Origin of the sequence: Bacillus sp. PAMC28571 (assembly GCF_014250435.1) — a bacterium.
In the GTDB taxonomy this organism is placed as follows: Bacteria; Bacillota; Bacilli; order Bacillales; family Bacillaceae; genus Bacillus; species Bacillus safensis.
Genome location: NZ_CP060191.1, coordinates 1,922,828 through 1,948,857, shown reverse-complemented (window position 1 = coordinate 1,948,857; position 26,030 = coordinate 1,922,828). Strand labels below are relative to the sequence as shown.

Genomic DNA, 26,030 nt, shown 5'->3' with positions numbered 1-26,030 from the left:
GAGACTCTGTGAGCACGCAAAAGATTATTATTTTTCAGGTGGGACAAGAGGATTTTGGCATCAGTGTAGAGCATATTCGTTCGATTGAAAAGGTCCCTTACTTACAAGAAGTATCGAACCTTCCAAAAGAAATTAAAGGGCTGATGTCATTAAGAGGAGAGGTCATTCCTGTGAGTGACACAGGTGTGATGCTTCATGGAAAACCTCTTGATGTGAACGAGCAGTCCAAGGTGCTGCTATTTGAAGTAAACGATCAAATGATTGGCTGTCTTGTCTCAGATGCAAAAGATATCATCGATATCGAGCAAAGCGAGATCAAGCCATTTCATATGAACACGAAGGCCTCTGAATATTTCTTCGGCGTTGTGGAGAGAGAAAACAAAATGATTTTACAAGTGGACCCAAATAAGTTCCTTGGGAAAATTGAGGACCTCGATCAATTGCCAGACCGGTTGAAAGAAGAATTGGCATAATGAAAAGCCCCTTATCTAATGATAAGGGGTTTATTTTTATTCAGCAGCTGGTTTGGCTTGTTCGTTAGCCGCAGCTTTCGTTTTTGATTTTTGGTACATGACATTTAAAATAATCGTTTGAATCGTGAGTAATAGTCCGCTTGTCATCCAGTATAAAGGAAGAGCAGCGGGTGCATTGATTGAAAGAAACAGCATCATGATTGGGAAAATCATGCCCATCACTTTCGCCTGTTTCAGCGCAGCCTCTGTTTGGGTGCCTGATTGCTTCGCATATTTTTGAGTGACATAAAATTGCAAGAAATACATAGCTCCTGCAAAGACCGCCACCAATAAATCGGTTTGTCCTAAGTTAAACCATAAGAACGTATGAGTTGCGATCTCAGGTGTTGAGCGGATCGCTGAGTAAAAGCCAAGAACAATTGGAATTTGAATCAGCATCGGCAGACAGCCCATTGCCAGCGGGTTCACATTGTTCTCTTTATATACTTTCATCATTTCCATTTGCAGTTCTTTTTGTTTTTCAGGTTCTTTCGTTTTCTTCAATTTGCTTTGTATTTGGTCAATCTGTGGTTTCACCAGTGCCATTTTTTCCTGCATGACTCGTTGCTTCTTAAATTGGTTCGCAAAAAGCGGGAAAATCAGCAGGCGGACAATCAAGGTGACGAACATAATGGATAAACCATAATCATCATGGAAAAAGTTCGCAAGCCAAATGATCAGCTCAGAAAAAGGCTGAACAAAATAATGATGGAAAAACCCATCAGAGCTCGTATTCGTTTGCGCACTCGCTGCAAATGCAGGTGACGCAATCATCATCAAACATAAAGTCGTAAAAACAGTCAATAAACGTTTCAATTCGTTTCCTCCTCATGATTAAAAAAATTTAATTAGTGAGAGGAAGCGAATGGTCTTCATCATCATTTGATGATCGTTTCATTCGAATGACTTTACTAATCCAAGTTGTAATGCGATCGTATATGATAAACAGAAAGTCTGTTCGATTCAAGCAAGATGCGTCCAACTCTTCCAAACGATGTCCACCAAGGTGTTCGTTCATACGGCAGTCTTTTAGTAAAAACGCAATGCCGATGGCCGTCAGCGCTGGAAGAATAATCGTAAAGAATTCAACAAGGAAAAAGACTTCATTGAATGTATCAATAATCATGATTATCACATCCATTTCATTAATCACAGTGTACTATACACATGGTTAAATGTCTAACACAACCACGTGTTTTCTCTATTAAATAAAATCCCTTATTTTGTATAAAATAGTAAATGTCATCCAAACTTCATATTTCCTATCCTATAATGAGGGGGATAAAAGAAATGGAGGTTTTGAATATGACAAGTATTTATCCAAAGTTTCGAGCAGCGGCGGTACAAGCAGCACCTGTCTACTTAAATTTGGAAGCAACCGTTGAGAAATCATGTGAACTGATAGACGAGGCAGCTTCAAATGGTGCAAAGCTTGTGGCATTCCCAGAAGCATTTTTACCTGGTTATCCTTGGTTTGCTTTTATTGGTCATCCAGAATATACGAGAAAGTTCTATCATGAATTATATAAAAATGCCGTTGAAATCCCTAGCTTAGCCATTCAAAAAATCAGTGAGGCAGCAAAAAGAAATGAAACGTACGTTTGTATATCATGCAGTGAAAAAGATGGCGGCTCTCTCTATTTAGCTCAGCTTTGGTTTAATCCAAATGGGGATTTAATAGGAAAACACCGGAAAATGAGAGCTTCTGTAGCAGAAAGACTCATTTGGGGGGATGGAAGTGGAAGTATGATGCCGGTCTTTCAAACTGACATTGGAAACCTTGGCGGATTGATGTGCTGGGAGCATCAAGTCCCGCTTGATCTTATGGCGATGAATGCTCAAAATGAGCAGGTACATGTAGCCTCTTGGCCAGGTTATTTTGACGATGAAATTTCAAGCAGATATTATGCCATCGCGACACAGACATTTGTGCTGATGACATCATCTATATATACGGAAGAAATGAAAGAAATGATTTGTTTAACGCAGGAGCAAAGAGATTACTTTGAAACATTTAAGAGCGGGCATACGTGTATTTACGGGCCGGACGGGGAACCGATCAGTGATATGGTTCCTGCTGAAACGGAAGGAATTGCTTACGCTGAAATTGATGTAGAAAGAGTCATTGATTACAAGTATTATATTGATCCGGCTGGACACTACTCCAATCAAAGTTTGAGTATGAATTTTCATCAACAGCCCAATCCGGTGGTAAAACATTTACATCATCAAAAAAATGAAGTATTCACATATGAGGACATTCAATATCAACATGGTATACTTGAAGAAAAAGTGTAAATGAACGTGAAACCCAGCGCGCAGACAAACCCTCGCATTCGGCTAGACTGCATAGGTTTTTGATCACGCTGAAAAGAAGACTAAGGCTAAAATCAAGATCATTTTAGCCCTTTGTTAACAGTCTGGCCTTCTCTTTTTTAGAGAAGGTTTTTTTAAGGAAAGATGAAATAAATCAATGTATAATTGAACATAAAAGAGAGCAATCATGTTTGATATATTAGGAAACAGCTGATCAAAATACAGGTAGACAAGAAAATGGGGTTATGCCAATGTCAAATATTATTTTTCATATAGACATGAATGCTTTTTATGCCAATGTAGAAATGGCGTATGATCCTTCTTTGCGAGGGAAACCTTTAGCCATCAGCGGAAATGCAAAAGAGCGTAAAGGGATTGTTGTGACGTGCAGCTACGAGGCAAGAGCACTAGGTGTGAAGCCCCCGATGCCCTTGTGGGAGGCGAAGCGGCTATGTCCGGGACTCATTGTCCGCACACCAAACTTTGACCGGTACCGCAGCTCCTCACAAGAGATGTTTACAATACTAAGAGAATACAGTGATTTAGTCGAACCTGTATCGATTGATGAGGGCTATATTGATTTAACGCATACGCCATATGCCGAGCATGCGGTAAAAACGGCTCATGATATTCAAACAAGGCTTGTAGAGGAACTGATGCTTCCTTCAAGTATCGGCATTGCACCGAATAAATTTTTAGCGAAAATGGCGTCAAATTGGAAAAAGCCGATGGGCATCACCATATTGCGTAAACGAGATGTTCCGAACATGCTCTGGCCGCTCCCTGCTGGTGACATGCACGGGGTTGGACAAAAAACGGCAGAGAAATTAAAAAAAATCGGAATTCATACCATTGAAGACTTAGCGAAAGCGAATGAGTATACGCTAAAAGAATTGCTTGGCATTAATGGACCGAGATTAAAGCAAAAGGCGAATGGTGAACATGACGGCATCGTAGACCCAGAAAGAATATACGAATTTAAATCCGTCGGCAATTCATCCACTCTGCCTCATGATTCTGATGATGCGGATGAACTTGTTACGTTAATTGATAAGCTGTCACAATCTGTGAGTGCAAGGTTAAGGAGAAAAGAAGTGATGGCGAATCGGCTGCTCATCATGATTCGGTATGCAAGCTGGAAAAATATCACGCGAAGTGTCATGCTTACGAATCCAACGGATCGAAAGGAAGACATATTTGAAGCGGCAAAGCAGTTATTCCTTAAACATTGGAATGACCAGCCAGTGAGGCTCTTAGGTGTGACGGGGACAGACCTTGTCGAACGAAAAGCAGCTGTTAAACAGCTTGATTTATTTTCATATACAGAAGATGCAAAAGAAGAGCCTCTCCAAACCATTTTAGATGGACTGAAAGAAAAATATGGAAAGTCATTGGTGCAAAGAGGGATCACTATTAAGGAAAAAGAGAGCAAAACAAGCGGGACAAGTTTTAATAAAGATTTTTTTCAGGACGAAAGAGGAAATGACTAGCCTGAAAACTTGATAAAAGAGGTGATGTTGTGGTAATTTCAAAGGGTACATCATTTCAGCAGTAATCAATATAGTGTGTTAGAAGGGACGTCAGAATTATGTCAAAACAACAAATCGGTGTGGTTGGACTAGCCGTTATGGGGAAAAACCTTGCCCTCAATATTGAAAGCCGCGGTTTCTCCGTATCCGTTTATAACAGATCTAGCAGCAAAACAGAAGAGTTTCTTCAAGAAGCAGAAGGAAAAAACGTTGTTGGCACATACAGCATCGAAGAATTTGTTCAGTCGCTTGAAACACCGCGTAAAATTCTTTTAATGGTAAAAGCTGGTGCAGCAACAGATGCAACCATTCAATCATTACTTCCTCACCTAGAGAAAGGTGACATTTTAATTGATGGTGGAAATACATATTACAAGGATACACAAAGACGTAACCAAGAGCTTGCAGAAAGTGGTATTCACTTCATTGGTACAGGTGTTTCTGGCGGTGAAGAAGGCGCGCTAAAAGGTCCTTCCATCATGCCAGGCGGTCAAAAAGAAGCGCATGAGCTAGTGAAACCAATTTTAGAAGCAATCTCTGCGAAAGTAGACGGTGAGCCTTGTACAACGTATATCGGCCCAGATGGAGCAGGACATTATGTCAAAATGGTTCATAACGGTATCGAGTACGGAGATATGCAATTGATCTCTGAATCATACTTTATCTTGAAGCATGTTGCTGGATTGTCAGCAGGGGAGCTTCATGAAGTATTCTCAGAGTGGAATAAAGGCGAGCTTGACAGCTATTTAATCGAAATTACAGCTGACATTTTCACAAAAGTGGATGAGGAAACAAACCAGCCGCTTGTGGATGTGATCTTAGATAAAGCTGGTCAAAAAGGAACTGGAAAATGGACAAGCAAAAGCTCACTTGATCTAGGTGTCCCGCTTCCAATCATTACTGAGTCTGTTTTTGCGCGCTACATTTCAGCAATGAAAGATGAGCGTGTGGAAGCAAGTCAATTGATCGAAGGTCCAGAGCCAGCACAATCAGCTGAGAATAAACAAGAGCTGATCGAAGCTGTTAGAAAAGCCCTATTCATGAGTAAAATCTGCTCTTACGCACAAGGCTTTGCGCAAATGAAAGCAGCGTCTGATGAATATAACTGGGATTTGAAATACGGTGAAATTGCGATGATCTTCCGCGGCGGATGTATCATTCGTGCAGCCTTCTTACAACAAATTAAAGAAGCATATGACCGTAATCCTGAACTGAAAAACCTATTGCTTGATCCATACTTTAAGGATATTGCTCAAAACTATCAATCATCACTTCGTAAAGTCATTTCACTTGCAGTGGAACAAGGAGTTCCTGTTCCTTCATTCTCAAGTGCACTTGCGTACTTTGATAGCTATCGCACAGCTGTCCTTCCAGCGAATTTAATTCAAGCACAGCGTGACTATTTCGGTGCACATACGTATGAGCGCACAGATAAAGAAGGCGTCTTCCATACTGAATGGATGAAATAAATAGAGAACGACTGAAAAACCTTACCTTTGGTAAGGTTTTTTTGTTTGCATCTTTTCGGCTAAAAATGCGAAAAAGAGGGATGCTATGTAAAAAAGACAAGAAAGTAGGGATAGAAGTGGGCATCTTATATGCACTTCTCCCAGCGATATTTTGGGGAAGTATTGTTCTCATCAGTGTCAAACTAGGCGGGAATGCGTATCAGCAAACCCTCGGCATTACGCTCGGCGCGTTTTTATTTTCGATTGCAGCGTTTTTCATCAAAATGCCAGAGCTGACACCGCTTATTTTTGCGGTTTCCATCATTTCAGGCATCTTCTGGAGTATTGGACAAATGAATCAGCTTTCAAGTGTTGCTTTTCTCGGTGTGTCTAAAGCGGTTCCTTTATCAACGGGCATGCAGCTTGTGAGCACAACGCTATTTGGCGTCATGGTCTTCAAAGAATGGCAGACGATGACGGTCATACTCATTGGTTCTTGCGCCATTTTACTGATCATTGCAGGTGTTGTGATGACATCGCTCGGCCAAAAAAAGAATGGCGGCGGGAATGGCAGAGGCAATTTTAAAAAAGGGATCATTATTCTGCTCATCTCAACCGTTGGCTACGTCGGATATGTCGTCATTTTAAGATGGTTTGATATTGATGGCTGGTCTGCACTTGTCCCGCAATCCGTCGGCATGCTGCTTTCATCATTAGCGATTAGTTTAAAACAGGACCCATTTAGTAAATATACGTTTAGAAATATCATTGCCGGTCTTGTTTGGTCAACGGGAAATCTTGGGCTGCTTTTGGCCATTCCATTAATCGGCGTAGCCGTAAGCTTTTCGATGTCACAAACAGGGATTGTCATCTCAACACTAGGCGGTATTTACTTATTAAAAGAGAAAGCATCTAGAACAAGCTTTGTCATTGCAGGCTGCTTGATGATTATTGCAGGCGGTGTGCTGCTAGGCTTTACAAAATAGGAGGTTACACGAATGTATCCAGATTTAGAAGAAAAAACAGTTCTGATTACAGGTGCAGGTACAGGGATTGGTCAAGCGATGGCCCGCCGATTTGGACAAGAAAAAGCCAATGTGGTGATTAATTACTTCTCTGATAAAGAAAATCCGGATGATACCATTGCAGAAATTCAAAAACATGGCGGACAGGCTGTGAAAATCAAGGGAGACGTATCAAAGGAAGAGGATATGCAGGCGATGATTGATAAAGCCGTTGATACATTCGGCAGTCTTGATGTGATGATCAATAACGCAGGCATTGAAAATGAAGTACCCTCTACAGAAATGACGCTGGATAATTGGAACAAAGTAATGTCTACCAATTTAACAGGCATGTTTCTAGGGTGCCGTGATGCACTGAAGTATATGACAGATCATGGGATAGAAGGCTCGATCATTAATATGTCGTCGGTTCATCAGCAAATTCCTTGGCCTCATTTCGTGCATTATGCAGCTAGTAAAGGAGGCGCAAAGCTTTTGACAGAAACATTGGCGCTTGAATATGCCCCTAAAAAAATCCGTGTAAACAGTATTGCACCAGGCGCTATTGATACCCCGATTAATGCGGAGAAATTCGATGATCCAGCATTGAAAAAAGGCGTGATTGAGCTGATTCCAATCGGCTATATTGGAAAGCCAGAAGAAGTGGCAGCATGTGCTGTCTGGCTGGCATCAAAAGAGGCGAGCTATGTCACAGGCCTGACGTTATATGTAGACGGCGGCATGACAAAGTATCCTGGGTTCCAGGCAGGAAAAGGATAAGATAATTAAGAAAAAGAGCGTATTGTACGCTCTTTTTTATATTAAATACAGACAGATAAAATTAAATGTCTAGACATTTAAAAATAAAAATATATAATATTAATTGGAAGCGCTTTTATTACAACAATGGGGTGAGAGAAATGAAACGTATTTTATTAGCATGCAGTTCGGGAATGTCTACGAGTTTACTAGTGACAAAGATGAAAGCACATGCCGATTCAATTGGGGACGAAGCAGAAATTTGGGCAGTTGGTCAAGATCAAGCAAAAAAAGAAATGGCGAATGCAGATGTTGTGTTAATCGGACCGCAAATGAGCTTTTTAAAAGGAGACCTTCAAAAAGAAGCAACAAAATACGGGATTGAGGTAGAGGTCATTGATATGCAGGCATACGGGCTTGCCGATGGACAAAAAGCATATGAACAGGCACTTACATTGATGGGGGAATCTTAAAGGATGGAAAAGAAAACACTCGAAGGGCTCACGGAGGAACAAGTGAGCTTTCAATTGATCTTACACAGCGGGAATGCACGCAGCAAATTGCTTCAGGCTCTGAAACAATATCGAGAAGGTCTAGAAGAAGAAGCTTTTAGTCATATGAAAGAAGCGGAAGAAGATTTACGGCTTGCACATGACATCCATTTTCAACTCGTGCAGAAAGAGGCAGGAGGAGAAACAACATCCTTTTCCTTATTGCTCATGCACGCTGAAGATCATTTAATGTCGACCATTACCATCAAGGAGCTTGTGGGAGAGCTTCTGCCGATATTCCAATCGCTTAAACAATAAAGGGTGTAAACAAGGGGGGAAACCAATGTTTGATAAAATAAGTGCCATTTTGGTTCCGATTGCTGGGAGATTGAACAACAACCGCTATTTAGGCGTATTACGTGATGCCTTTATGCTTGCGTTCCCGCTCACCATCTTTGGTTCCATTATGGTTGTGCTGATGAATTTGCCATTTTTAGATAAAATCATGAGTAAAAACGTACTGGAAGGCGTCCAGTCTGCACTGAATATCGCACCAAGTGCGACCATCAGCATTATGAGTGTGTTTGTTGTATTTGGGATTGGCTACTATTTATCAAAAAGCTATGATGTAGAAGCTGTCTTTGGCGGCGTGATTGCTTTAGCCTCTTTCTTGCTTCTAACTCCGTTTTTACTAGAACAAGAAGGCGGTGCAACGATTGCAGGCGTTATCCCAGTTGATCGTTTAGGTGCAAAGGGGATGTTCCTAGGAATGATCACAGGCTTTTTGTCTGCTGAAATTTATCGTTATTTTGTCCAAAAGAAATTTGTGATCAATATGCCGCAAGGGGTTCCGCCAGCTGTTTCCAAGTCTTTTGCTGCACTGATCCCGGCTACTTTGACACTTACAACCTTTTTGCTCATTAATATCATCATTACACAAGGCTTCAAAACAAATATGCATGATTTGATTTATCATGCCATTCAGGCGCCGCTTGTCGGTCTTGGAAGCGGTATTATTCCGACGTTGATCGCTGTTTTCTTTATACAAATTCTTTGGTTCTTTGGGCTTCATGGCCAAATTATTATCAACTCTGTCATGGATCCGATTTGGAATACATTGTCCATTCAAAACCTAGAGAGCTACACAAAAACAGGTGAGGTTCCTAATATCATCAGCAAGCAGTTTATTGAAATCTATACGGTTGGAATGGGTGGAACCGGTATGACGCTTGCTGTTGTGTTTACGATTTTAATTTTCCTGAAAAGTAAGCAATTAAAACAAGTAGCCAAGCTTGGCTTAGGACCAGGATTATTTAACGTCAATGAACCGATTATCTTCGGTTTACCGATTGTCATGAATCCGCTTATTCTCATTCCGTGGATTTTGGCGCCAATGGTCATTACATGTATTACTTATTTTGCGATGGCATCAGGCATTGTACCGCCGCCGACAGGCGTGAATATCCCATGGACAGTGCCGATCTTTATTAGCGGAATGATGGCAACAAATTCACTAGCGGGCGGTCTGCTTCAGTTGTTTAACCTGATGATTGTGTTTGTCATTTGGTTCCCGTTCCTGAAATTTATTGACCGTATGAATGTGAAAAATGAAAAAATAACGACAACAGAAAAAACGAAGGCAGCAAACATCAAAGGTGAAGGAGACTCAATACATGTCGATGGAAACTAATAAGCAATCATATACATTTCCAGAAGGTTTCTGGTGGGGATCTTCTGCTTCTGCGACGCAAACAGAAGGGAGCGTCCCCGGCGATGGAAAGGGACCGAACATTTGGGATCATTGGTTTGAACAAGAGCCGACTCGTTTTTTTGATGGCGTAGGGCCGGACGTGACATCTCAATTTTATCGAAAATATAAAGAGGATATCCGTCTCATGAAAGAAATTGGCCACAATTCATTTCGGCTGTCGATTTCATGGTCACGCCTTTTACCAGAAGGAACAGGTGCTGTGAATGAAGAAGCGGTGTCTTTTTATAATGATGTGATCAATGAACTGATTGCACATGATATCGAGCCATTTGTGAACCTGTACCATTTCGATATGCCAATGGCGCTGCAGGAGAAAGGCGGCTGGGTGAACAGACAGGTGGTTGAAGACTATGTGAGCTATGCAACATTATGCTTCCAACTATTTGGCGACCGGGTGAAAAAATGGTTTACCCATAACGAACCGATTGTTCCTGTAGAAGGCGGATATATGTATAGCTTTCATTATCCAAACGAAGTCGATTTCCAAAAGGCTGTACAGGTCGGTTTTCATGAACTTTTATCAAATGCGAAGGCGATTGCGGCTTATAAAAAGCTGCAGCAAGGCGGTAAGATTGGCATCATCCTAAACCTGACTCCTTCGTACCCGCGAAGCCAGCATCCGCGCGATGTAGAAGCAGCAGAGATGGCCGATGCTTTCTTTAACCGTTCCTTCTTAGATCCTGCGGTGAAGGGTCATTTCCCGGAAAAGCTAGTAGAAGTCTTAAAGAAAGAAGGCTTTATGCCAAGTATGGAAGAAGGGGACCTTGAGCTCATTCGAGAGAATACGATTGATCTTCTTGGCATCAACTATTATCAGCCAAGAAGAGTGAAAGCGAAAGAGCATATGCCGCATCCTCAAGCACCATTTATGCCGAACCATTATTTTGATTCTTTTGAGATGCCGGGAAGAAAAATGAATGTGTATCGAGGCTGGGAAATCTATGAAAAGGGCATTTACGACATATTGAAAAAAGTCCAAACAGACTATGATAATATTGAATGCTTTATTTCTGAAAATGGAATGGGCGTCGAAGGAGAAGAGCGGTTTAAGGATGAAGAAGGAATGATTCATGACGATTACCGCATTGACTTTATTTCTGAGCATCTCAAATGGGTGCATCAAGCCATTCAAGAAGGAAGCAATGTGAAAGGCTATCATCTATGGACCTTTATGGACAACTGGTCCTGGTCGAATGCATATAAAAATCGTTATGGATTTGTCTCAGTTGATCTTCAAAAAGACGGGAAACGAACGATTAAGAAAAGCGGATACTGGTTTCAATCCGTTTCAAAGAATAACGGTTTTTAATCAAAATACTTGCTCTTTCCTTGAAAAGAGCAAGTATTTTTCTTATGTGACGGTAAGTGGATGAAACAAAAATGGCTGGCACCTTTTAAGCTCACATCCCTTAGTGTAAAATGAGAGGAAGGCTAAAAAACGCCATATTTCCTTCTAGAATAAAGCGCTATGAAAAAACAAGTCAGTTGGTGATGTGAGATGAAGAAGTACGAACTCATTTCAGAAGAAATCAGAAAACGAATAGGAACAGCCTATTATCCAGAAGATCAACCCATTCCAGATGAAAACTCGCTTGCCGCCGAATTTCAATGCAGCAGAATGACAATGAAACGTGCGCTTGATCTTCTCGTTGCAGAAGGTCTGCTCTTTAGAAAAAGAGGCCACGGTACATTTATTGTAAAGGCAGCGCTCAATCAAGGAGCAATCAATGTATCAGGCCATGAAAATAAAGGGTTCACAAAGGTCATGGCGGATAAAAACGTCACGACTCAAATCATTCATTTTGATGTCCATTTTCCAAGCGAAGAGGTGGCAGCCCATCTATCTATTGACTCAACCACACCTGTTTATGATATCATCCGGCTCCGTCTTGTGGATGAAGAGCCTTACGTATTAGAAAAAACGTTTATGCCTGTCAATCTCATTAAGGGCATAGATGAAGAAGTTCTACTGGGTTCTATCTATGGCTACATTTCAAATGAGCTTCATTTAAAAATAGCAGGTGCGCACAAGAAAATTAGGGCGGCTAAATCAGATCAGCTGGATCAGCAGTATTTAGGGTGTGACCCAACAGATCCTGTGCTTGAAGTCGAGCAGGTTGCTTATTTAAACGCAGGGCAGCCGTTTGAATACTCATTTAGCCATCATCGCTATGATAAATTTGACTTTTCAACGGTTGAAATCACGAAAACAGGACGTTAAAAAAAGAGCAGAACCCCAAAGGGAGACTGCTCTTTTTTCATATGATTTTATATATTCCACCAATGGTATCCATCTTTTTCTAGAAGCTCATCAGCTTCTTTCGGTCCCATAGAACCAGCAGGATAGTTTGGTTTTAATGTTTTGCTTTCTGCCCATTTCTCAGAAATCGGATCAACGAAGTTCCAAGAAAGTGCCACCTCGTCCCAGTGAGCAAAGTTTGTTGCATCGCCTAGCAAGCAGTCATGAATCAGCTTTTCATATGCTTCTGGTGTATTCATGATGTCGTTATAGTTTGTTTGGTAGTCAAGCTTAATCGGTTTCGCATACGTGCCACCATCGAGCTTGCGAGCATTCAGGTGAAGGGTGATGCCTTCATCTGGCTGAATATGAATGACGAGTAAGTTTGGATGCATGGCATTTCCGTTTCCATAGTATAGGTTCATTGGAATGTCTTTAAATTGAACTACGATTTGAGTAGATTTCTTTTCTAACCGTTTTCCTGTCCGAATGTAAAATGGCACCCCGGCCCATCTAAAGTTATCAATCAGCAGTTTCCCTGCTACAAATGTTTCTGTGTTTGAGTTCGGGTCAACATTTTGCTCTTTCAGATAAGAAGGAACCTCGCTGCCATCAATCGTACCAGTATCATACTGTCCGCGGACAAAGAATTGATCGACCTCATCTTTAGAAAAAGGACGAAGAGCGCGCAATACTTTCCGTTTTTCGCTGCGGATTTCCTCTGTATTGAGTTTAATTGGCGGCTCCATTGCTAAAAGGGCAACCATTTGAAGCATATGGTTTTGGACCATATCTCTTAGTGCACCAGAATTTTCGTAATAACGAGCCCGGTCTTCAACCCCTAAGGATTCACTGGATGTAATTTGAATGTTTGAAATATAGCGGTTTGTCCAAAGCGGTTCAAAGATGGCATTCGCAAAGCGGATGACCTCAATGTTTTGAACCATTTGTTTACCAAGGTAGTGGTCAATACGATAAATTTGATCTTCTGTGAATGCATCACGAATTTCTTCATTTAATGTTTTGGCACTTGGCAGATCATGCCCAAATGGCTTTTCAATGACAAGTCGTGACCAGCCGGTTGTTTCTGATACGCCCTCACTCTTTAGGAACTTCGCAATCGTTCCGAAGAATTCCGGTGCCATAGCTAAATAGAACATGCGGTTATTTGGAATACTGTACGTATCTTCAAGACCTGTTAGAAGCGTGTTAAGCGATTGATAGGAAGCAGGGCTTGATACGTCAAAATCGTGATAATAGAAATGTGAAATGAATTCCTCTGTTTTCGCTTCTGCATCATCAGAAGAAACAGATTCCTTTACCACAGCTCTGAGGTCCTCATGAGACCATGGACGGCGTCCAACTCCGACAACAGCGAATTGATCACCTAGCTTTCCGCTATGATAAAGTCTATGTATAGAAGGGTAGAGCTTGCGTTTGGCAAGGTCTCCTGTTGCGCCAAAAATGACAATGACTGCTTTAGGGTTGTTAGTTTCTGTATTCACGAGAAGTACCTCACTTTATTCGTAGCATTGTTGTAAAAACCGAGAATGTATGTACATTTTCTTTATTTTAAAGCTTCATTGTTCGTAAAGCAAACATTTGATTCGACTTTTTCTGCTCTCGTTTCACTTTTTTCAAAAATTCCGCTGAATTCACATTTACCTTGTCTTCATGTATTCTATATGAATGAAGATATTGTATACCGGCTTTAGGAGGAAAAGTAATGGAACTGCTCTTTTTAGGAACAGGTGCAGGCATTCCTGCAAAAACAAGAAACGTCACTTGCACAGCGCTAAAGCTTTTAGAAGAAAGAAATGCAGTGTGGCTTTTTGATTGCGGAGAAGCAACGCAGCACCAAATCTTACATACAACGATTAAACCGAGAAAGATCGAGAAAATATTTATCACACATATGCACGGTGATCATGTATATGGCCTTCCGGGACTCCTTGGCAGCAGATCCTTTCAAGGCGGGGAGGATGAATTGACGATCTATGGACCAAAGGGCATTAAGGCCTTTGTGAACGCAGCACTTTCAGCTACTCAAACGCATTTGACATATCCGCTGCATATCATAGAAATAGATGAAGGGGTCGTGTTTGAAGACGATACCTTTCAAGTAGAAGCAAGAAGAGTCTCTCACGGAATTCCAGCTTACGGCTATCGGGTTGTGGAAAAAGATATGCCTGGTTCATTAAAAGCCGAAGACCTAAAAGAAATCGGTGTAAAACCTGGACCTTTGTATCAGAAGTTGAAAAATGGGGAAACCGTGACACTCGAAGATGGAAGAACCATTGATGGAACCGATTATTTGGAACCCCCTAAAAAAGGGAGAATCGTTGCATTTTCAGGAGATACCCGTTTGTGCGAGAATATAACAAGGCTTGCCAAAAATGCGGATGTGTTAGTCCATGAAGCAACATTCGGTAAAGAAGATGCAGATTTAGCCTACAATTATTATCACAGTACAACAGAACAAGCAGCGAAAACAGCAGAGGAAGCAGGCGCAAAAAGGCTCATTTTGACCCATATAAGTGCACGTTACCAAGGAGAAGAGGCACTGAAACAACTGTTGAAAGAAGCCCGCGATATATTCCCGCTGACAGAAGCTGCACATGATTTCTCTTCTTTCCCCATTGAACGCACCCTGTAAAAATTGGATGAATCGTCAAAAAAAGTTGTGTGATTTTTTTGATATTTATGATGACGCTCTTTTTCAGGTAGTGGTAAAATGGTGAAGAAAAAACAAATGACGAATTAAACTATGAAGAATACGGGAGGCACAATCAAAGATGAGCGGTTTTACAGCATTAAGTGAAGCAGAATTGAATGACCTATATGTGGCACTACAAAATGAGTATGAAACTTACAAAAGTAAAAACTTGCACTTAGACATGTCTAGAGGGAAGCCTTCACCAAAACAGCTCGATTTGTCTATGGGCATGCTCGATGTTGTGACATCAAAGGATGCAATGACAGCTGAAGATGGCACAGATGTGCGAAACTATGGCGGCTTGACAGGCCTTCCTGAAACGAAGAAATTTTTTGCAGATGTACTCAATTTAAAGCCAGAACAAATCATCATCGGCGGTAATTCAAGCCTGAATATGATGCATGATACCATTGCACGTGCGATGACTCACGGCGTATGTGACAGCAAAACACCTTGGGGAGAGCTGCCAAAGGTAAAATTCCTTGCACCAAGCCCAGGGTATGATCGTCATTTTGCCATTTGTGAGCTATTTAACATAGAGATGATCACGGTCGATATGAAGGCTGATGGACCTGATATGGATCAGGTAGAAAAATTGGTCGCAGAAGATGAAGCGATTAAAGGCATTTGGTGTGTACCTAAATATAGCAATCCAGACGGTATTACGTATTCAGATGAAGTCGTTGACCGCCTAGCTTCAATGAAAACAAAAGCAGACGACTTCCGCATTTTTTGGGATGATGCATATGCAGTCCACCATCTAACGGATACACCTGATACGTTAAAAGATATTTTTCAAGCAATTGAAGAGGCAGGATACCCGAACCGTGTGTTTATGTTTGCGTCTACGTCTAAAATTACATTCCCAGGCTCAGGTGTTGCACTGATGGCGTCTAGCCCTGACAATGTAAGCTTCACTCAAAAGCAATTATCGATTCAAACGATCGGACCAGACAAAATTAATCAACTAAGACATCTTCGTTTCTTCCAAAATCCAGAAGGTTTGAAGGAACATATGAAAAAGCATGCAGCGATCATTAAGCCAAAATTTGATCTCGTTCTTTCCATTCTTGACGAAAAACTTGGCGGGAAAGACATTGCTGAATGGCACAAACCAAATGGCGGATATTTCATTAGTTTAAATACACTTGATCATTGTGCAAAAGCTGTTGTGCAAAAAGCAAAAGAAGCAGGTGTCACAATGACAGGTGCAGGTGCAACATACCCATATGGAAAAGATCCGCTTGATCGTAACATTCGCATTGCACCAACATTCCCGGCTCTTGAAGAACTAGAGCAAGCGATTGACATCTTTACATTATGTGTTCAGCTTGTCAGCATTGAAAAGCTGCTTTCAGAAAAAAGTCAATCTGCTCCAACGGCATAAATAAAAGAAACTCCTTGACTCATAACGGGCCAAGGAGTTTTTTATTTTAATTAGCCGTTTGATAATAGGAGACAGGTTGTTTGGCTGCGCACCATACATCATAGATAGCAAGCTGTACAATATGCGGTTCATCATGATGAATATAGTGCGAACTGTTTTGCGCCTGAATCCATCCGCTTTGGGATGACAAAGACAGCATACGTTTATGAAGTCTGAGCCAAGCTTCATGAGCTGGGTGAAACAATCGGCTCTTACCTGATGAAATGACAAGAAGCGGCATCATTCCATAATGGGTTTGCTCCTCTTTGATTGTGCTTAGCATTTGCTGAAAGTCCTCATGCGTACATTCTGCTGTAAACTGCGCCATATATGAAGTGCGTTCTTCCTTTGATAAAAGCGGCAGGATCACCTGCTCTTGCTCCTCACTTGCCGGGTCTAACAGCACCATACCAATGACATCATCTCCTCTGCGGCTTGCCCATAACCGGCTGACAAGAGAGCCAAATGAGTGAGCGACAATAAGAAATGGCGGCTGAATATTGGCTTCTTTCAGCAGTGCATCTAAATCATCAGCGAGGTCATGCAAGGTTCTTCCTTCACCGCTCTCACTGCTCTTTCCATTTCCTAAACGGTCGTATAAGAAAACCCCAAGCTCTGGGTCAATATCACGTGCCATATTCGACCACGTATCACTAGAAATGCCATAGCCTGCTTCAAAGATAATCGTGGCTTGCCTTTTGCCTTGACGATGTTTTGTATAAAAGTGGTGTCCATCTATATGATACATTTTTTCAATCATTGCCGAATTCATTCTTCCATCTCCTCTAAGTGGTTCTTTAGCTAAAAGACGGCACAAAAGGCAGATATGTTTCTCTTAAAAACAAAAAAGATGCCTATTTCGAAAAATAGACACTTTTTTTCCTAAGAGCTTTTACCAAGCGCGATCATATTGACGCGGGCTTTCGATGGATGTACGGAGCTCTTGAGCAGCTGTTTTCGGGAAGTATGGATCCCGTAAAAATTCTCTGCCAATAAAGATCAAATCCGCACGCTGATTTTGTAAAATCTCCTCTGCCTGTACACCAGATGTAATCAGACCGACAGCTGCTGTTTGAATGCCGGCTCCTTCTTTTATTTTCTCTGCAAATGTTACTTGGTAGCCGGGGAATGTGTTGATTTTCGCCTGTACGACAGCACCTGAGCTGACATCAATTAAGTCGACACCTTGCTCTTTGAGCCAAGTGGCAATCCCAATATAATCTGCAATATCAAGTCCTTTTGTCGTGTAATCAGAAGCCGACACACGGACAAATAAAGGTCCGTCCCATACGGCGTTGACTGCGTCTACGACTTCTCTTAAGAAACGATAACGGTTCTCTGGTGAACCGCCATAGTCGTCTGTTCGGTGGTTCGCCAGCGGTGAAAGAAATTCATTGATCAAATAGCCATGTGCACCATGAATTTCAATGATGTCAAAACCCGCTTTTTTTGCCCGTACAGCTGCATCCTGAAACGCCTGAACGGTATCTTTGATTTGATCAACAGACATCTCGACAGGGGTTTTAGATGTTTCATCAAATGGGATGCTTGATGGCGCAAGAATGTCTCCATCAAGTTCAGCCTTACGTCCTGCATGGGCTAGCTGGATGGCTGTCTTCGTTCCGTATGCTTTGATTTGTTCGTTTAATGAAGCGAATCCTTCGATGTGCTCATCGTTCCAAATACCGAGGTCTTGATCACTAATTCTTCCCTCAGGAGATACAGCACTTGCTTCCACCATGATGAGACCAGCCTGACCTTGTGCACGGGAAATATAATGTGTGAAGTGGAAAGGCTGTAATTTCCCATCACGGTCATAGGATGAATACATACACATCGGGGACATCACGATGCGGTTTTTCAGTGTAACACCTTTTAATGTCCAAGGTGAAAAGAGTTTTGTTTCCAAATACCTTCGCCTCCTCATGGAATTGTATAGCCGATTATAACAGCCATTCAAACTTTCGTCATAAAAGGTGCTCAAAGAATATAGCTTTTATACACGTTTTTGTATAATGGAGAGATAGAGACATCAAAGGGGGAGAACGGATGAAATGGCAAACAGAGAGTGAACTAAGGGAGCTCCTGACAGCTCTTATGCAGTATGAAAGCATATCAGGTACAACAGGAGAAGTCGCGTTAGCGGAATATTTATATTATTTGCTAAGGGAGCGGCCTTATTTTGAGCAGAACCCTCATCATTTGGCTTTGCATCCGATGAAAGATGGCCGGTATTATTTAACGGCACTTGTGAAGCGCAGTACGCTGCGGCGTACCGTGCTGCTTCTTAGTCACTTTGATGTAGTCGATACAGAAGATTACGGCGAATTTCAAAACATGGCATGCAAGCCTGAAGAGTTAATGGCTTCCTTTTCGCAAAAAAGTGAGCTTCTTCCAAAGAGGGCAAGAGAGGACCTTGCTTCAGGCGACTGGCTGTTTGGAAGAGGGGCCATGGATATGAAAGCAGGTCTCACCGTGCAGCTTTCTATACTGGAAAGAGCGATGACAGAAACATTTGATGGAAATGTCCTGCTCGTCACAGTTCCTGATGAAGAAGTGAATTCACAAGGAATGCTTGAGGCTGTGCCGAAATTAAAAGAGCTTAAAGAAAAACATGATCTTGACTATAGCGCGTGTTTAAACAGTGAGCCGATGTTTGAAAAGTATCCAGGGGATGAACATCATTATATTTATACAGGCAGTATAGGAAAGGTATTAGCCGGATTTTTCTGTAAAGGGATTGAAACACATGTAGGAGAGCCTTTCTCAGGCTTAAATGCGAATTATATGGTATCTGAACTAAACAGGCTGTTAGAGCTCAATAGTGATTATTGTGAGGAAGTAGATGGTGAAGTAACACCGCCTCCAACGAACTTAATGCAAAAGGACTTGAAAGAAGCCTATTCCGTTCAAACACCTCACACAGCCGTATCTTTATTTAATGTGCTCATGATGAAACGTTCAAGTGAAGAACTGCACGGCCTTCTCTATGAAACTGCGAAACAAGCAGCAGACCAAATCGAGGCCAATCTTCAGCAGAAAACAGCGGACTTTCAACGCTTTAAACACTTTACTCCAATTGACACTCAGGTGACGGTTCTTACGTATCACGAGCTGTATCAAAAAGCCGCAGAACGCTCTGGTGAACAGGAAGTTGAGCGCATTGTCAACTATGCATTCGCCAACCGAGGTGAACTTGGAGATCGTGATTTTTCAACGAAAATTGTCTCGGAGCTGACGACACTCTGTAAGGAAGAAGGGCCGCTGATTGTGCTATTTTATAGTCCGCCATTTTACCCTTCTGTGTCCTCAACAGAAGATCCGCATATTCAGACGACATTCAAGAAGATTCAAAAAGAGGCAAAAGAGGTGTATGGACTTGAAGTAGAGGAAGTGAAATATTTCCCGGGATTGTCTGATTTAAGTTACTTACAGCTCGAGAAGCAGGAAGTAGGTTATTATACAACCAATATGCCGCTTTACCAAAAAGGCTATTCTTTACCACAAGGAGAAAAGGAAGCCCTTTACGTTCCAGTCATCAACGTAGGTCCACTAGGAAAGGACCCGCACAAATGGACAGAGCGGCTGCACGTCCCGTTCTCTTTTGGCATTTTGCCAGAATTGCTAGAATCAACGATTCATGCTTTATTAGAGAAAAAATAAGTAGGTGTAATGAAGAGCTCTATCTTGATGATAGGGCTTCTATTTAATAAATAGAAAATGATATTAAAGAAGACTTACATTTATTTGAAGGGGGGTAAGAAAATTAAATGGAAACTGGGAAATTAACAAAAACAGACATCATCACATCACTTCAGGAAAGTATAAGTGAACTAGAGAAGCTAGTGGAGGCTTGTGATGAGCACATGTTGGATCAATCTTTAGGGGAGGAGAAATGGTCAATTAAGCAGCTCACCGGGCATTTGTATGACACAGAAGAAGTCTGGTCAGAGCGGATAGAGCAGGCGATATCAGATCATCACACGCCCTTTCAATCATATGATCCTGAAATATATGTGAGAGAAAGAGCGTATGAATGGTATAACGCAGAGGAGATCAAAGCATTGATCAAACGGATGAAAGAGAGAAGAAACAACACGCTTCGGCTATTAGAAAAAGATATATGGGAACAATCAGGTCTGCATCCGGAAGAAGGAGTGATGACCATCCAAGTATTAGCTGAAACCATCGCTTTACATGAACAACATCATCTGGATCAAATCAAAGCCATCATGTCAATGAGGCAGTGAAAAGCACCTGTCATCAAAACAGGTGCTTTTCAATTTCATTTATACGTACTTGCTGAAAACATTTCGTTTAATTCTGCTGCGCGTTTAGTGGCTGTTTTGACACAATCGACAACGGCCTCTTCAAATTGATAGGCAGCCAGTGTGTTCAGGCCGGCTTCTGTTGTTCCGCCTTCACTTGTGATTTCTTTGCGCAGTTCGGCCGGCTCTTTTCCGCTGTCTTGAAGCATATTAGCGGCGCCCGCAATCATTTGGCAAATGAGTAATTTCGCAGTTGCTTGGTCCATTCCAAGTTCTGAGGCACCTCGCTCCATTCCTTCAATCAAATGATAAATGAAGGCAGGGCCGCTGCCTGCGATGGCTGTCACAGCATTTAGCTGCGATTCATCTAATACTGTGACATGCCCGATCGTTTCAAACAGCTCGACGGCCTTTTTCTTTTGCTCCTCTGTCACTTCATGACTTACGGCAATACCAGTTGCTGACTGCTGAATCGCCGCTGATGTATTTGGCATCGCACGAACGACTGCACTCTTTCCGCCAGCATAGTGTTGAATCGTTTCAATAGAAATACCCGCTAAAATAGAAATGATCAGCTGTCCATGTAAATGAGGACGGACTTCAGAAATTCCGCTTTCTGCATCCTTCGGTTTTAAGGCAAAAACGAGAATATCCGCTTCTTCATAAATAAAGGATCGAGCGAAATCCGTTTTGACCCCATAACGCGCCTGTAATTCCTCTAATCGTTTTTCATTCGTTTTGTTTGTGACAATGATATCTTCATTCGACATCATGCCGCTTTTTAATAAACCTTTGATCATAGACTCTGCCATTGAGCCTGCACCGATAAATCCAATTTTACTCATAAGCTGCTCCTCCTTGTAGAAAAATAAAAAAACCTCTCGCCTGAAAAGGACGAAAGGTTTTTCGCGGTACCACCCTCAATTAGCATGCAAACATGCATACTCAGCTCTAGTCCCTTAACGCGGGAAACGTTTAGGTTTGCCTAACAGCTCAAAGGGCAGGTTCAGCAAATAAGAGGATGGTGAAGTCTTTCAGCCGGCGGACCTCACTCTCTTGCATCATTATTTTGCTTACTAATCCTTGTCATCGCGCATCATATATTTGTTGTTCATTATGCAACGATGGACAAGTTTATGTCAATAGGGGCAGTTAAAAAAATTGCCCGTCTAAACCGCATGACAGTCTGCCTTTTGCAAGATACAATGAAGTAAGAAGGCTTAAGTACCCACCATCATGAGTCAAAAAGCAGGAGATGACGTATAAAAGTGAAAGAAGACATCATTCAATTATCCATCCCGACGCCGTTTGCTGTTGGGGATGTGTATGCATATGTATTAAAAGGAGAGGCCGTAACCTTAGTAGATTGCGGGCCGATGACAGAAGAGGCAGAGCATGCTTTTGTCACGCAATTAAAAGAACATCGTTTATCGATAGACGATATTGATCAGGTGGTGCTGACCCATCATCATGCAGATCATGTTGGTCTGTTAAATCTGATGAAACCTCATGTCCGTGTGATCGGACACCAGCTAAATGAGCCGTATATTAGTCAGGATCCAGTGTTTAAGCAGCGCCAAGTGGACTTTATGATTCCTTTTTTTCAGCAGTTAGGTGTCCCGCTTCGGCAAAATGAGTGTGAAAAAATGGTGAAGCAATCTTATACATATTCTTGTACTTCACATGTAGATGAGATCATAAAAGAAGGTGATCGTTTAAGCGGGCATGAACACTTCTTTGTGATGGAAACACCCGGACACGCACAATCTCATCTCTCTTTTTTAGATGAAAGAACGGGGAATTTTATTGGCGGCGACCTGCTTTTGACGACCATTTCTTCAAATCCGTTAATGGAAGCACCGTATGAGGGCGAGGAACGTCAAAAATCACTGCTTCAATATAAAGCATCACTCAATCGGTTATTGCGTCTGCCAATCAAGACGATTTATCCAGGACACGGTCAGCTTATCACGTCCCACCATGAATTGATTGAAGAAAGATTTAAAAAACAAGAGAAACGAGCAAATACGATGTATCAGCTGCTTAAACAAAAAGAAATGACGGCCTTTCATCTTTGCCGCAAGCTATTTCCTGTGATGTATGAAGAGGCCTTGTTTTTAACGATGTCTGAGACAGTCGGGCAGCTGGATGTGCTCTTAGAGGCTGGGCGAATTGAAGAAATGCAAAAAGACGGAATCGTCTATTACAGAGCAAACTAAGGAGTGAGACACATGGGGCGATTGACAGGAAAAAGGATTTGGATTACTGGCGCATCTGGGGGCATTGGTGAAAAAATGGCGTGCTTGGCAGCAGAAGAAGGCGCAGAGGTCATTATTTCAGCAAGACGAGTGGAAAAGCTTACTAGTGTGAAAGAAAAAATTATGAGTGCTGGCGGGGTGTGTCACATCACTCAGCTTGATGTCAGCCAGCTTGAGGACATTGATCGCGCGTATGAAGAAGTGGGGCCGGTCGATATTTTGGTCAACAATGCCGGCTTTGGCGTATTCGATCTCGTCGAAGATGCCTCCATAGAGGAAATGGTGTCGATGTTTGAGGTGAATGTGTTTGGCTTAATCGCCTGCACGAAAAAGGTCATCCCTGAGATGAAACAAAGAGGGCAGGGACATATTATCAATATCGCATCCCAGGCAGGAAAGATTGCGACACCCAAATCAGCGATTTATTCCGCATCAAAGCATGCCGTTCTTGGATTTTCAAACAGCCTCCGAATGGAGCTGGCAGACTCAGGCATTCACGTGACGACGGTCAACCCAGGACCAATTGCCACAGACTTCTTTACCATCGCTGACCGCAGCGGTGAATATGTGAAGAACGTTGATTTTATGATGCTGAGTGCGGACAAGGTGGCAGGGAAGGTCGTATCTGCCATGATGACGAAAAAGAGAGAGATTAATCTGCCCGGCTGGATGAATGCTGGCAGCAAATTGTATCAGTTATTCCCATTTTTATTTGAAAAAGCAGCACGAAAAGCGATGATGAAAAAATAACAAAAAAGAAACCGGTTTTGAACTGGTTTCTTTTTTTGAGGTATGGCTTCATTGTGACACTTTCTATATCCGTCTTGCCGCTTGCTGAAGCGGGTCCCATACACTGTTAAACGGCGGTGCATAGCTAATATCTAAATCTTCAAGATCTGTTATGGTCAGCTCTTGGTAAAGGGCAGCCGCCACGATATCGATCCGTTTATCTACACCGTTTCTGCCGATGATTTGGGCACCAAGCAAGGTATGGTCATCGCTTCTGTAAATCAGTTTCACTTTCATTTTCTGCGCTTCTGGGTAATACTTCGCGTGATCTGTACTATCAATGGTGATGACGGAGAAAGGAATATCCGCCTCTTTTGCTTCTTTTTCTGATAAGCCTGTTCGTCCCGCTGTCACGTCCATAAATTTCATGACGGCTGTTCCAGTCACGCCTTGAAACGCCCGGTTTGTCCCTGTCATATGAAAGCCTGCGATTCTCCCTTGTTTATTCGCAGTTGTGCCGAGCGGAATATAATCCAGTGATTTTTTGATGCGGTGATAGGTTGCAGCGCAATCACCGGCAGCATAAATGTCTTTTATATTGGTTTGCATGTATTCATTTACTGCAATAGCGCCATTTTGAAGACGCTTGATTCCGGTATTATGTAAAAAGGAGGTTTGCGGAGTGACACCGATGGCCATGATGACCATATCTGTTTGAATGGTTTGTTTGTCTGTGATAACAGCTGTGACATGTGACTTGCCTTCTAATTGCTGTACCGTTTCTCCAAGCGATACGTGAATGCCCTTGGCGTCAGCCTCTTCTTTAAGGTATTTTGCCATATCGGAGTCAAAGCCCGGGCCGAGTGCTGCTCCCCGCTGAATGATATGTACGTTTTTTCCGAGCGCTTTTAAATTTTCAGCCATTTCAAGGCCGATATATCCACCGCCAATGATCGTGACATGTGTGATGTCCTTTTTTAAATGGTCTAAAATGGACAGCGCATGCGGGATGGTTTTTAATACGTGTACGCCTTCTAATGGCTGGCTGTCTAAATCCAGTGTGACAGGGCTTGCTCCTGTCGCAATTAAGAGGCGGTCGTAGCTTTCTGTAAAGGGTTCTTTTGTTTTCGTATGATGACCCGACACTGTTTTTTGCTCTGGGTCAATGGAGGTCACTTCGTGTAAGCATCTGGCGTCAATTCCATATTTCTCACGAAAGGTTTCAGCACTGCGTGCGATCAGCTTTCTGTGATCATCAATGAGACCGCCGATCAAGTAGGGGAGTCCGCACTGGCCATATGAGAAAATCTCTCCTTTTTCAAAAACGACAATGTATGCATTTGGATCCTCTCTATATATTTGCATAGCGCAGCTCATTCCAGCTGCATCTCCGCCAATCATCACATATTTCATTTAGTGTGCTCCCTTCTATCTATCGTACTGAATACTCTTATTTACCCTCATATTCCTTTTTTTAATGCTTTTTTTTCGCAAAACAAGCAAACTTTCGTTGAAAAATAAAGACAGCGCCTTCATTTTAAGCTACAATCGGATTATCGTCTTTTTGGGTTACGAGTTTAGTGAAGATTGGTGGGAAAGACTTTGAGTGACACGCGACTAGATTTTAATACGCTATACACGCGCCATACGAGAGAGGCCTGGGCAGCTCTTGGAGAATATATGCCGGTATCTGTTTCAGAAGAGGAAGCAAGAGCGCTGCAAGGGTTAAATGACTATTTATCGCTTGAAGAAGTTCGAGATATTTACATACCGCTTATTCGTTTTCTGACATTACATGTCTTTGCAGAAAAACAAAAAAACCAGCATGTGAATGCCTTTTTAAACTACCCGCATCATGCCAAAATTCCCTTTTTAATTGGGATTGCTGGAAGTGTAGCTGTCGGGAAAAGCACAACGGCTCGTATCATTGAAACGCTTTTATCTAGGCTTGGAGATGGGCTGAAGGTGAGTCTTGTGACAACAGATGGCTTTTTATATCCTCAAAAAGAATTAAAGGATCGAGGGCTGATGGAAAAGAAAGGCTTCCCGGAAAGCTATGATGTCAAAGCCCTGCTGTCTTTTTTGAATGAATTAAAATCAGGTAAACAAACTGTGCATGCCCCGGTATATTCGCATCTGACCTATGACCGGCTTGAAGGGGTGTATGAAACAGTAGAGGATGCGGATATTGTCATTATTGAAGGAATCAATGTGCTCCAATCACCAGCGCTGGATGATCTGAAGGATGAACCGCGTGTGTTTGTATCCGATTTCTTTGATTTTTCGATTTATGTAGACGCCGCTGAAACGCAAATTCAATCATGGTATAAAGAACGATTTCGTTTGTTAAGGGAAACAGCCTTCCAAGACCCTGAATCCTTCTTTCATCAATATAAAGATTTGACGGATGAAGAGGCAGATCAAATGGCAAGCACCATTTGGAATACCGTGAACCGCCCTAATTTATATCAAAATATTTTACCGACAAAATATCGGGCTGATCTCATTTTGAAAAAAGGGGATCAGCATAAGGTGGAAGAGATCGCCATCCGCCGGGTATAAAG

25 protein-coding genes and 1 other annotated feature are annotated in these 26,030 nt (G+C 42.1%); of the genes, 18 read left to right on the top strand and 7 right to left on the bottom strand.

Annotated features, from left to right (window positions below; genetic code table 11):
• Positions 1-8 precede the first annotated feature (8 nt).
• Complete coding sequence (locus H7F25_RS09705) at positions 9-473, top strand: chemotaxis protein CheW (RefSeq protein ID WP_034280289.1); 465 nt, start codon at positions 9-11, stop codon at positions 471-473.
• A 36-nt stretch (positions 474-509) separates the two neighbouring features.
• On the opposite strand, the gene H7F25_RS09700 is transcribed toward H7F25_RS09705, so the two are convergent.
• Entirely contained in the window at positions 510-1,328 is an 819-nt protein-coding gene (locus H7F25_RS09700) for a membrane protein insertase YidC (RefSeq protein WP_053070188.1), read from the bottom strand.
• 28 nt (positions 1,329-1,356) lie between these two features.
• Positions 1,357-1,638 (bottom strand): hypothetical protein, encoded by a 282-nt coding sequence (locus tag H7F25_RS09695; protein ID WP_024422910.1) that lies wholly within the window; start codon positions 1,636-1,638, stop codon positions 1,357-1,359.
• 164 nt (positions 1,639-1,802) lie between these two features.
• Between H7F25_RS09695 and H7F25_RS09690 the strand changes: the two genes are divergently transcribed.
• The 10 genes from H7F25_RS09690 (at position 1,803) to H7F25_RS09645 (ending at position 12,051) form a co-directional block, all read left to right on the top strand.
• Positions 1,803-2,810: a carbon-nitrogen hydrolase family protein gene (locus H7F25_RS09690; RefSeq protein ID WP_029706059.1), complete on the top strand. Its 1,008-nt coding sequence runs from the start codon at positions 1,803-1,805 to the stop codon at positions 2,808-2,810.
• A gap of 263 nt (positions 2,811-3,073) precedes the next feature.
• Positions 3,074-4,318: a DNA polymerase IV gene (locus H7F25_RS09685; protein WP_044332857.1), complete on the top strand. Its 1,245-nt coding sequence runs from the start codon at positions 3,074-3,076 to the stop codon at positions 4,316-4,318.
• A gap of 98 nt (positions 4,319-4,416) precedes the next feature.
• A complete protein-coding gene (gene gndA / locus H7F25_RS09680) occupies positions 4,417-5,826 on the top strand; it encodes an NADP-dependent phosphogluconate dehydrogenase (RefSeq protein ID WP_024428028.1) in 1,410 nt (469 codons plus the stop codon).
• A gap of 116 nt (positions 5,827-5,942) precedes the next feature.
• The gene (locus H7F25_RS09675; protein WP_185854537.1) at positions 5,943-6,791 is read left to right on the top strand and encodes a GRP family sugar transporter; all 849 of its coding nucleotides are present in this window, start codon (positions 5,943-5,945) and stop codon (positions 6,789-6,791) included.
• A gap of 12 nt (positions 6,792-6,803) precedes the next feature.
• Positions 6,804-7,589: a glucose 1-dehydrogenase gene (locus H7F25_RS09670; RefSeq protein ID WP_185853674.1), complete on the top strand. Its 786-nt coding sequence runs from the start codon at positions 6,804-6,806 to the stop codon at positions 7,587-7,589.
• Between the two features lie 140 nt (positions 7,590-7,729).
• Positions 7,730-8,041 carry a PTS sugar transporter subunit IIB gene (locus H7F25_RS09665; RefSeq protein WP_024422905.1) on the top strand — a complete coding sequence of 104 codons (312 nt, stop codon included), beginning with the start codon at positions 7,730-7,732 and terminating at the stop codon, positions 8,039-8,041.
• A 3-nt stretch (positions 8,042-8,044) separates the two neighbouring features.
• Entirely contained in the window at positions 8,045-8,377 is a 333-nt protein-coding gene (locus H7F25_RS09660) for a PTS sugar transporter subunit IIA (protein WP_024422904.1), read from the top strand.
• A gap of 25 nt (positions 8,378-8,402) precedes the next feature.
• On the top strand, positions 8,403-9,749 hold the full coding sequence (gene celB, locus H7F25_RS09655; RefSeq protein ID WP_087977120.1) for a PTS cellobiose transporter subunit IIC: 1,347 nt from the start codon (positions 8,403-8,405) through the stop codon (positions 9,747-9,749).
• Entirely contained in the window at positions 9,733-11,139 is a 1,407-nt protein-coding gene (locus H7F25_RS09650) for a glycoside hydrolase family 1 protein (protein WP_133744180.1), read from the top strand. The genes celB and H7F25_RS09650 overlap by 17 nt, the downstream gene beginning before the upstream one ends.
• A 189-nt stretch (positions 11,140-11,328) precedes the next feature.
• On the top strand, positions 11,329-12,051 hold the full coding sequence (locus H7F25_RS09645; RefSeq protein ID WP_024428032.1) for a GntR family transcriptional regulator: 723 nt from the start codon (positions 11,329-11,331) through the stop codon (positions 12,049-12,051).
• A gap of 47 nt (positions 12,052-12,098) precedes the next feature.
• Here the strand turns inward: H7F25_RS09645 and zwf are convergent, their stop codons facing one another.
• A complete protein-coding gene (zwf, locus tag H7F25_RS09640) occupies positions 12,099-13,574 on the bottom strand; it encodes a glucose-6-phosphate dehydrogenase (protein WP_024428033.1) in 1,476 nt (491 codons plus the stop codon).
• 221 nt (positions 13,575-13,795) lie between these two features.
• Here zwf and rnz point away from each other — a divergent pair, with 221 nt between their 5' ends.
• Together rnz and H7F25_RS09630 are read left to right on the top strand one after the other, a co-directional pair.
• Positions 13,796-14,725: a ribonuclease Z gene (gene rnz / locus H7F25_RS09635; RefSeq protein ID WP_024422900.1), complete on the top strand. Its 930-nt coding sequence runs from the start codon at positions 13,796-13,798 to the stop codon at positions 14,723-14,725.
• A 139-nt stretch (positions 14,726-14,864) separates the two neighbouring features.
• Complete coding sequence (locus H7F25_RS09630; RefSeq protein WP_024428034.1) at positions 14,865-16,172, top strand: aspartate aminotransferase type Ic; 1,308 nt, start codon at positions 14,865-14,867, stop codon at positions 16,170-16,172.
• Between the two features lie 46 nt (positions 16,173-16,218).
• On the opposite strand, the gene H7F25_RS09625 is transcribed toward H7F25_RS09630, so the two are convergent.
• Positions 16,219-16,983 carry an alpha/beta fold hydrolase gene (locus H7F25_RS09625; protein ID WP_024422899.1) on the bottom strand — a complete coding sequence of 255 codons (765 nt, stop codon included), beginning with the start codon at positions 16,981-16,983 and terminating at the stop codon, positions 16,219-16,221.
• A gap of 120 nt (positions 16,984-17,103) precedes the next feature.
• Positions 17,104-18,120: an NADPH dehydrogenase NamA gene (namA, locus tag H7F25_RS09620; RefSeq protein WP_024428035.1), complete on the bottom strand. Its 1,017-nt coding sequence runs from the start codon at positions 18,118-18,120 to the stop codon at positions 17,104-17,106.
• Between the two features lie 140 nt (positions 18,121-18,260).
• Here namA and H7F25_RS09615 point away from each other — a divergent pair, with 140 nt between their 5' ends.
• On the top strand, positions 18,261-19,874 hold the full coding sequence (locus H7F25_RS09615) for a M20/M25/M40 family metallo-hydrolase (RefSeq protein WP_185853673.1): 1,614 nt from the start codon (positions 18,261-18,263) through the stop codon (positions 19,872-19,874).
• A 107-nt stretch (positions 19,875-19,981) separates the two neighbouring features.
• Complete coding sequence (locus tag H7F25_RS09610; protein WP_024422896.1) at positions 19,982-20,461, top strand: DinB family protein; 480 nt, start codon at positions 19,982-19,984, stop codon at positions 20,459-20,461.
• Positions 20,462-20,496: 35 nt separating this feature from the next.
• Here the strand turns inward: H7F25_RS09610 and proC are convergent, their stop codons facing one another.
• Positions 20,497-21,324 (bottom strand): pyrroline-5-carboxylate reductase, encoded by an 828-nt coding sequence (gene proC, locus H7F25_RS09605; protein WP_024428040.1) that lies wholly within the window; start codon positions 21,322-21,324, stop codon positions 20,497-20,499.
• A 42-nt stretch (positions 21,325-21,366) separates the two neighbouring features.
• Positions 21,367-21,578 (bottom strand) — a binding site (T-box leader).
• A gap of 169 nt (positions 21,579-21,747) precedes the next feature.
• Between proC and H7F25_RS09600 the strand changes: the two genes are divergently transcribed.
• On the top strand, positions 21,748-22,698 hold the full coding sequence (locus H7F25_RS09600) for an MBL fold metallo-hydrolase (RefSeq protein WP_025093016.1): 951 nt from the start codon (positions 21,748-21,750) through the stop codon (positions 22,696-22,698).
• Between the two features lie 12 nt (positions 22,699-22,710).
• A complete protein-coding gene (locus H7F25_RS09595) occupies positions 22,711-23,487 on the top strand; it encodes an SDR family NAD(P)-dependent oxidoreductase (protein ID WP_103131977.1) in 777 nt (258 codons plus the stop codon).
• Between the two features lie 63 nt (positions 23,488-23,550).
• Here H7F25_RS09595 and H7F25_RS09590 read toward each other — a convergent pair whose 3' ends face one another.
• Positions 23,551-24,879 carry a CoA-disulfide reductase gene (locus H7F25_RS09590; protein WP_185853672.1) on the bottom strand — a complete coding sequence of 443 codons (1,329 nt, stop codon included), beginning with the start codon at positions 24,877-24,879 and terminating at the stop codon, positions 23,551-23,553.
• Positions 24,880-25,068: 189 nt separating this feature from the next.
• Here H7F25_RS09590 and coaA point away from each other — a divergent pair, with 189 nt between their 5' ends.
• Positions 25,069-26,028: a type I pantothenate kinase gene (gene coaA / locus H7F25_RS09585; protein ID WP_024428044.1), complete on the top strand. Its 960-nt coding sequence runs from the start codon at positions 25,069-25,071 to the stop codon at positions 26,026-26,028.
• Positions 26,029-26,030: the final 2 nt, after the last annotated feature.

Coding starts and splice junctions, on each gene's coding strand:
- H7F25_RS09695 (WP_024422910.1), bottom strand. CDS start 1,638: ATGATTATTGATACATTCAATGAAGTCTTTTTCCTTGTTGAATTCTTT.
- H7F25_RS09690 (WP_029706059.1), top strand. CDS start 1,803: ATGGAGGTTTTGAATATGACAAGTATTTATCCAAAGTTTCGAGCAGCG.
- H7F25_RS09685 (WP_044332857.1), top strand. CDS start 3,074: ATGCCAATGTCAAATATTATTTTTCATATAGACATGAATGCTTTTTAT.
- gndA (WP_024428028.1), top strand. CDS start 4,417: ATGTCAAAACAACAAATCGGTGTGGTTGGACTAGCCGTTATGGGGAAA.
- H7F25_RS09670 (WP_185853674.1), top strand. CDS start 6,804: ATGTATCCAGATTTAGAAGAAAAAACAGTTCTGATTACAGGTGCAGGT.
- H7F25_RS09665 (WP_024422905.1), top strand. CDS start 7,730: ATGAAACGTATTTTATTAGCATGCAGTTCGGGAATGTCTACGAGTTTA.
- H7F25_RS09660 (WP_024422904.1), top strand. CDS start 8,045: ATGGAAAAGAAAACACTCGAAGGGCTCACGGAGGAACAAGTGAGCTTT.
- celB (WP_087977120.1), top strand. CDS start 8,403: ATGTTTGATAAAATAAGTGCCATTTTGGTTCCGATTGCTGGGAGATTG.
- H7F25_RS09650 (WP_133744180.1), top strand. CDS start 9,733: ATGTCGATGGAAACTAATAAGCAATCATATACATTTCCAGAAGGTTTC.
- H7F25_RS09645 (WP_024428032.1), top strand. CDS start 11,329: ATGAAGAAGTACGAACTCATTTCAGAAGAAATCAGAAAACGAATAGGA.
- rnz (WP_024422900.1), top strand. CDS start 13,796: ATGGAACTGCTCTTTTTAGGAACAGGTGCAGGCATTCCTGCAAAAACA.
- H7F25_RS09630 (WP_024428034.1), top strand. CDS start 14,865: ATGAGCGGTTTTACAGCATTAAGTGAAGCAGAATTGAATGACCTATAT.
- H7F25_RS09625 (WP_024422899.1), bottom strand. CDS start 16,983: ATGAATTCGGCAATGATTGAAAAAATGTATCATATAGATGGACACCAC.
- H7F25_RS09615 (WP_185853673.1), top strand. CDS start 18,261: ATGAAATGGCAAACAGAGAGTGAACTAAGGGAGCTCCTGACAGCTCTT.
- H7F25_RS09610 (WP_024422896.1), top strand. CDS start 19,982: ATGGAAACTGGGAAATTAACAAAAACAGACATCATCACATCACTTCAG.
- proC (WP_024428040.1), bottom strand. CDS start 21,324: ATGAGTAAAATTGGATTTATCGGTGCAGGCTCAATGGCAGAGTCTATG.
- H7F25_RS09595 (WP_103131977.1), top strand. CDS start 22,711: ATGGGGCGATTGACAGGAAAAAGGATTTGGATTACTGGCGCATCTGGG.
- H7F25_RS09590 (WP_185853672.1), bottom strand. CDS start 24,879: ATGAAATATGTGATGATTGGCGGAGATGCAGCTGGAATGAGCTGCGCT.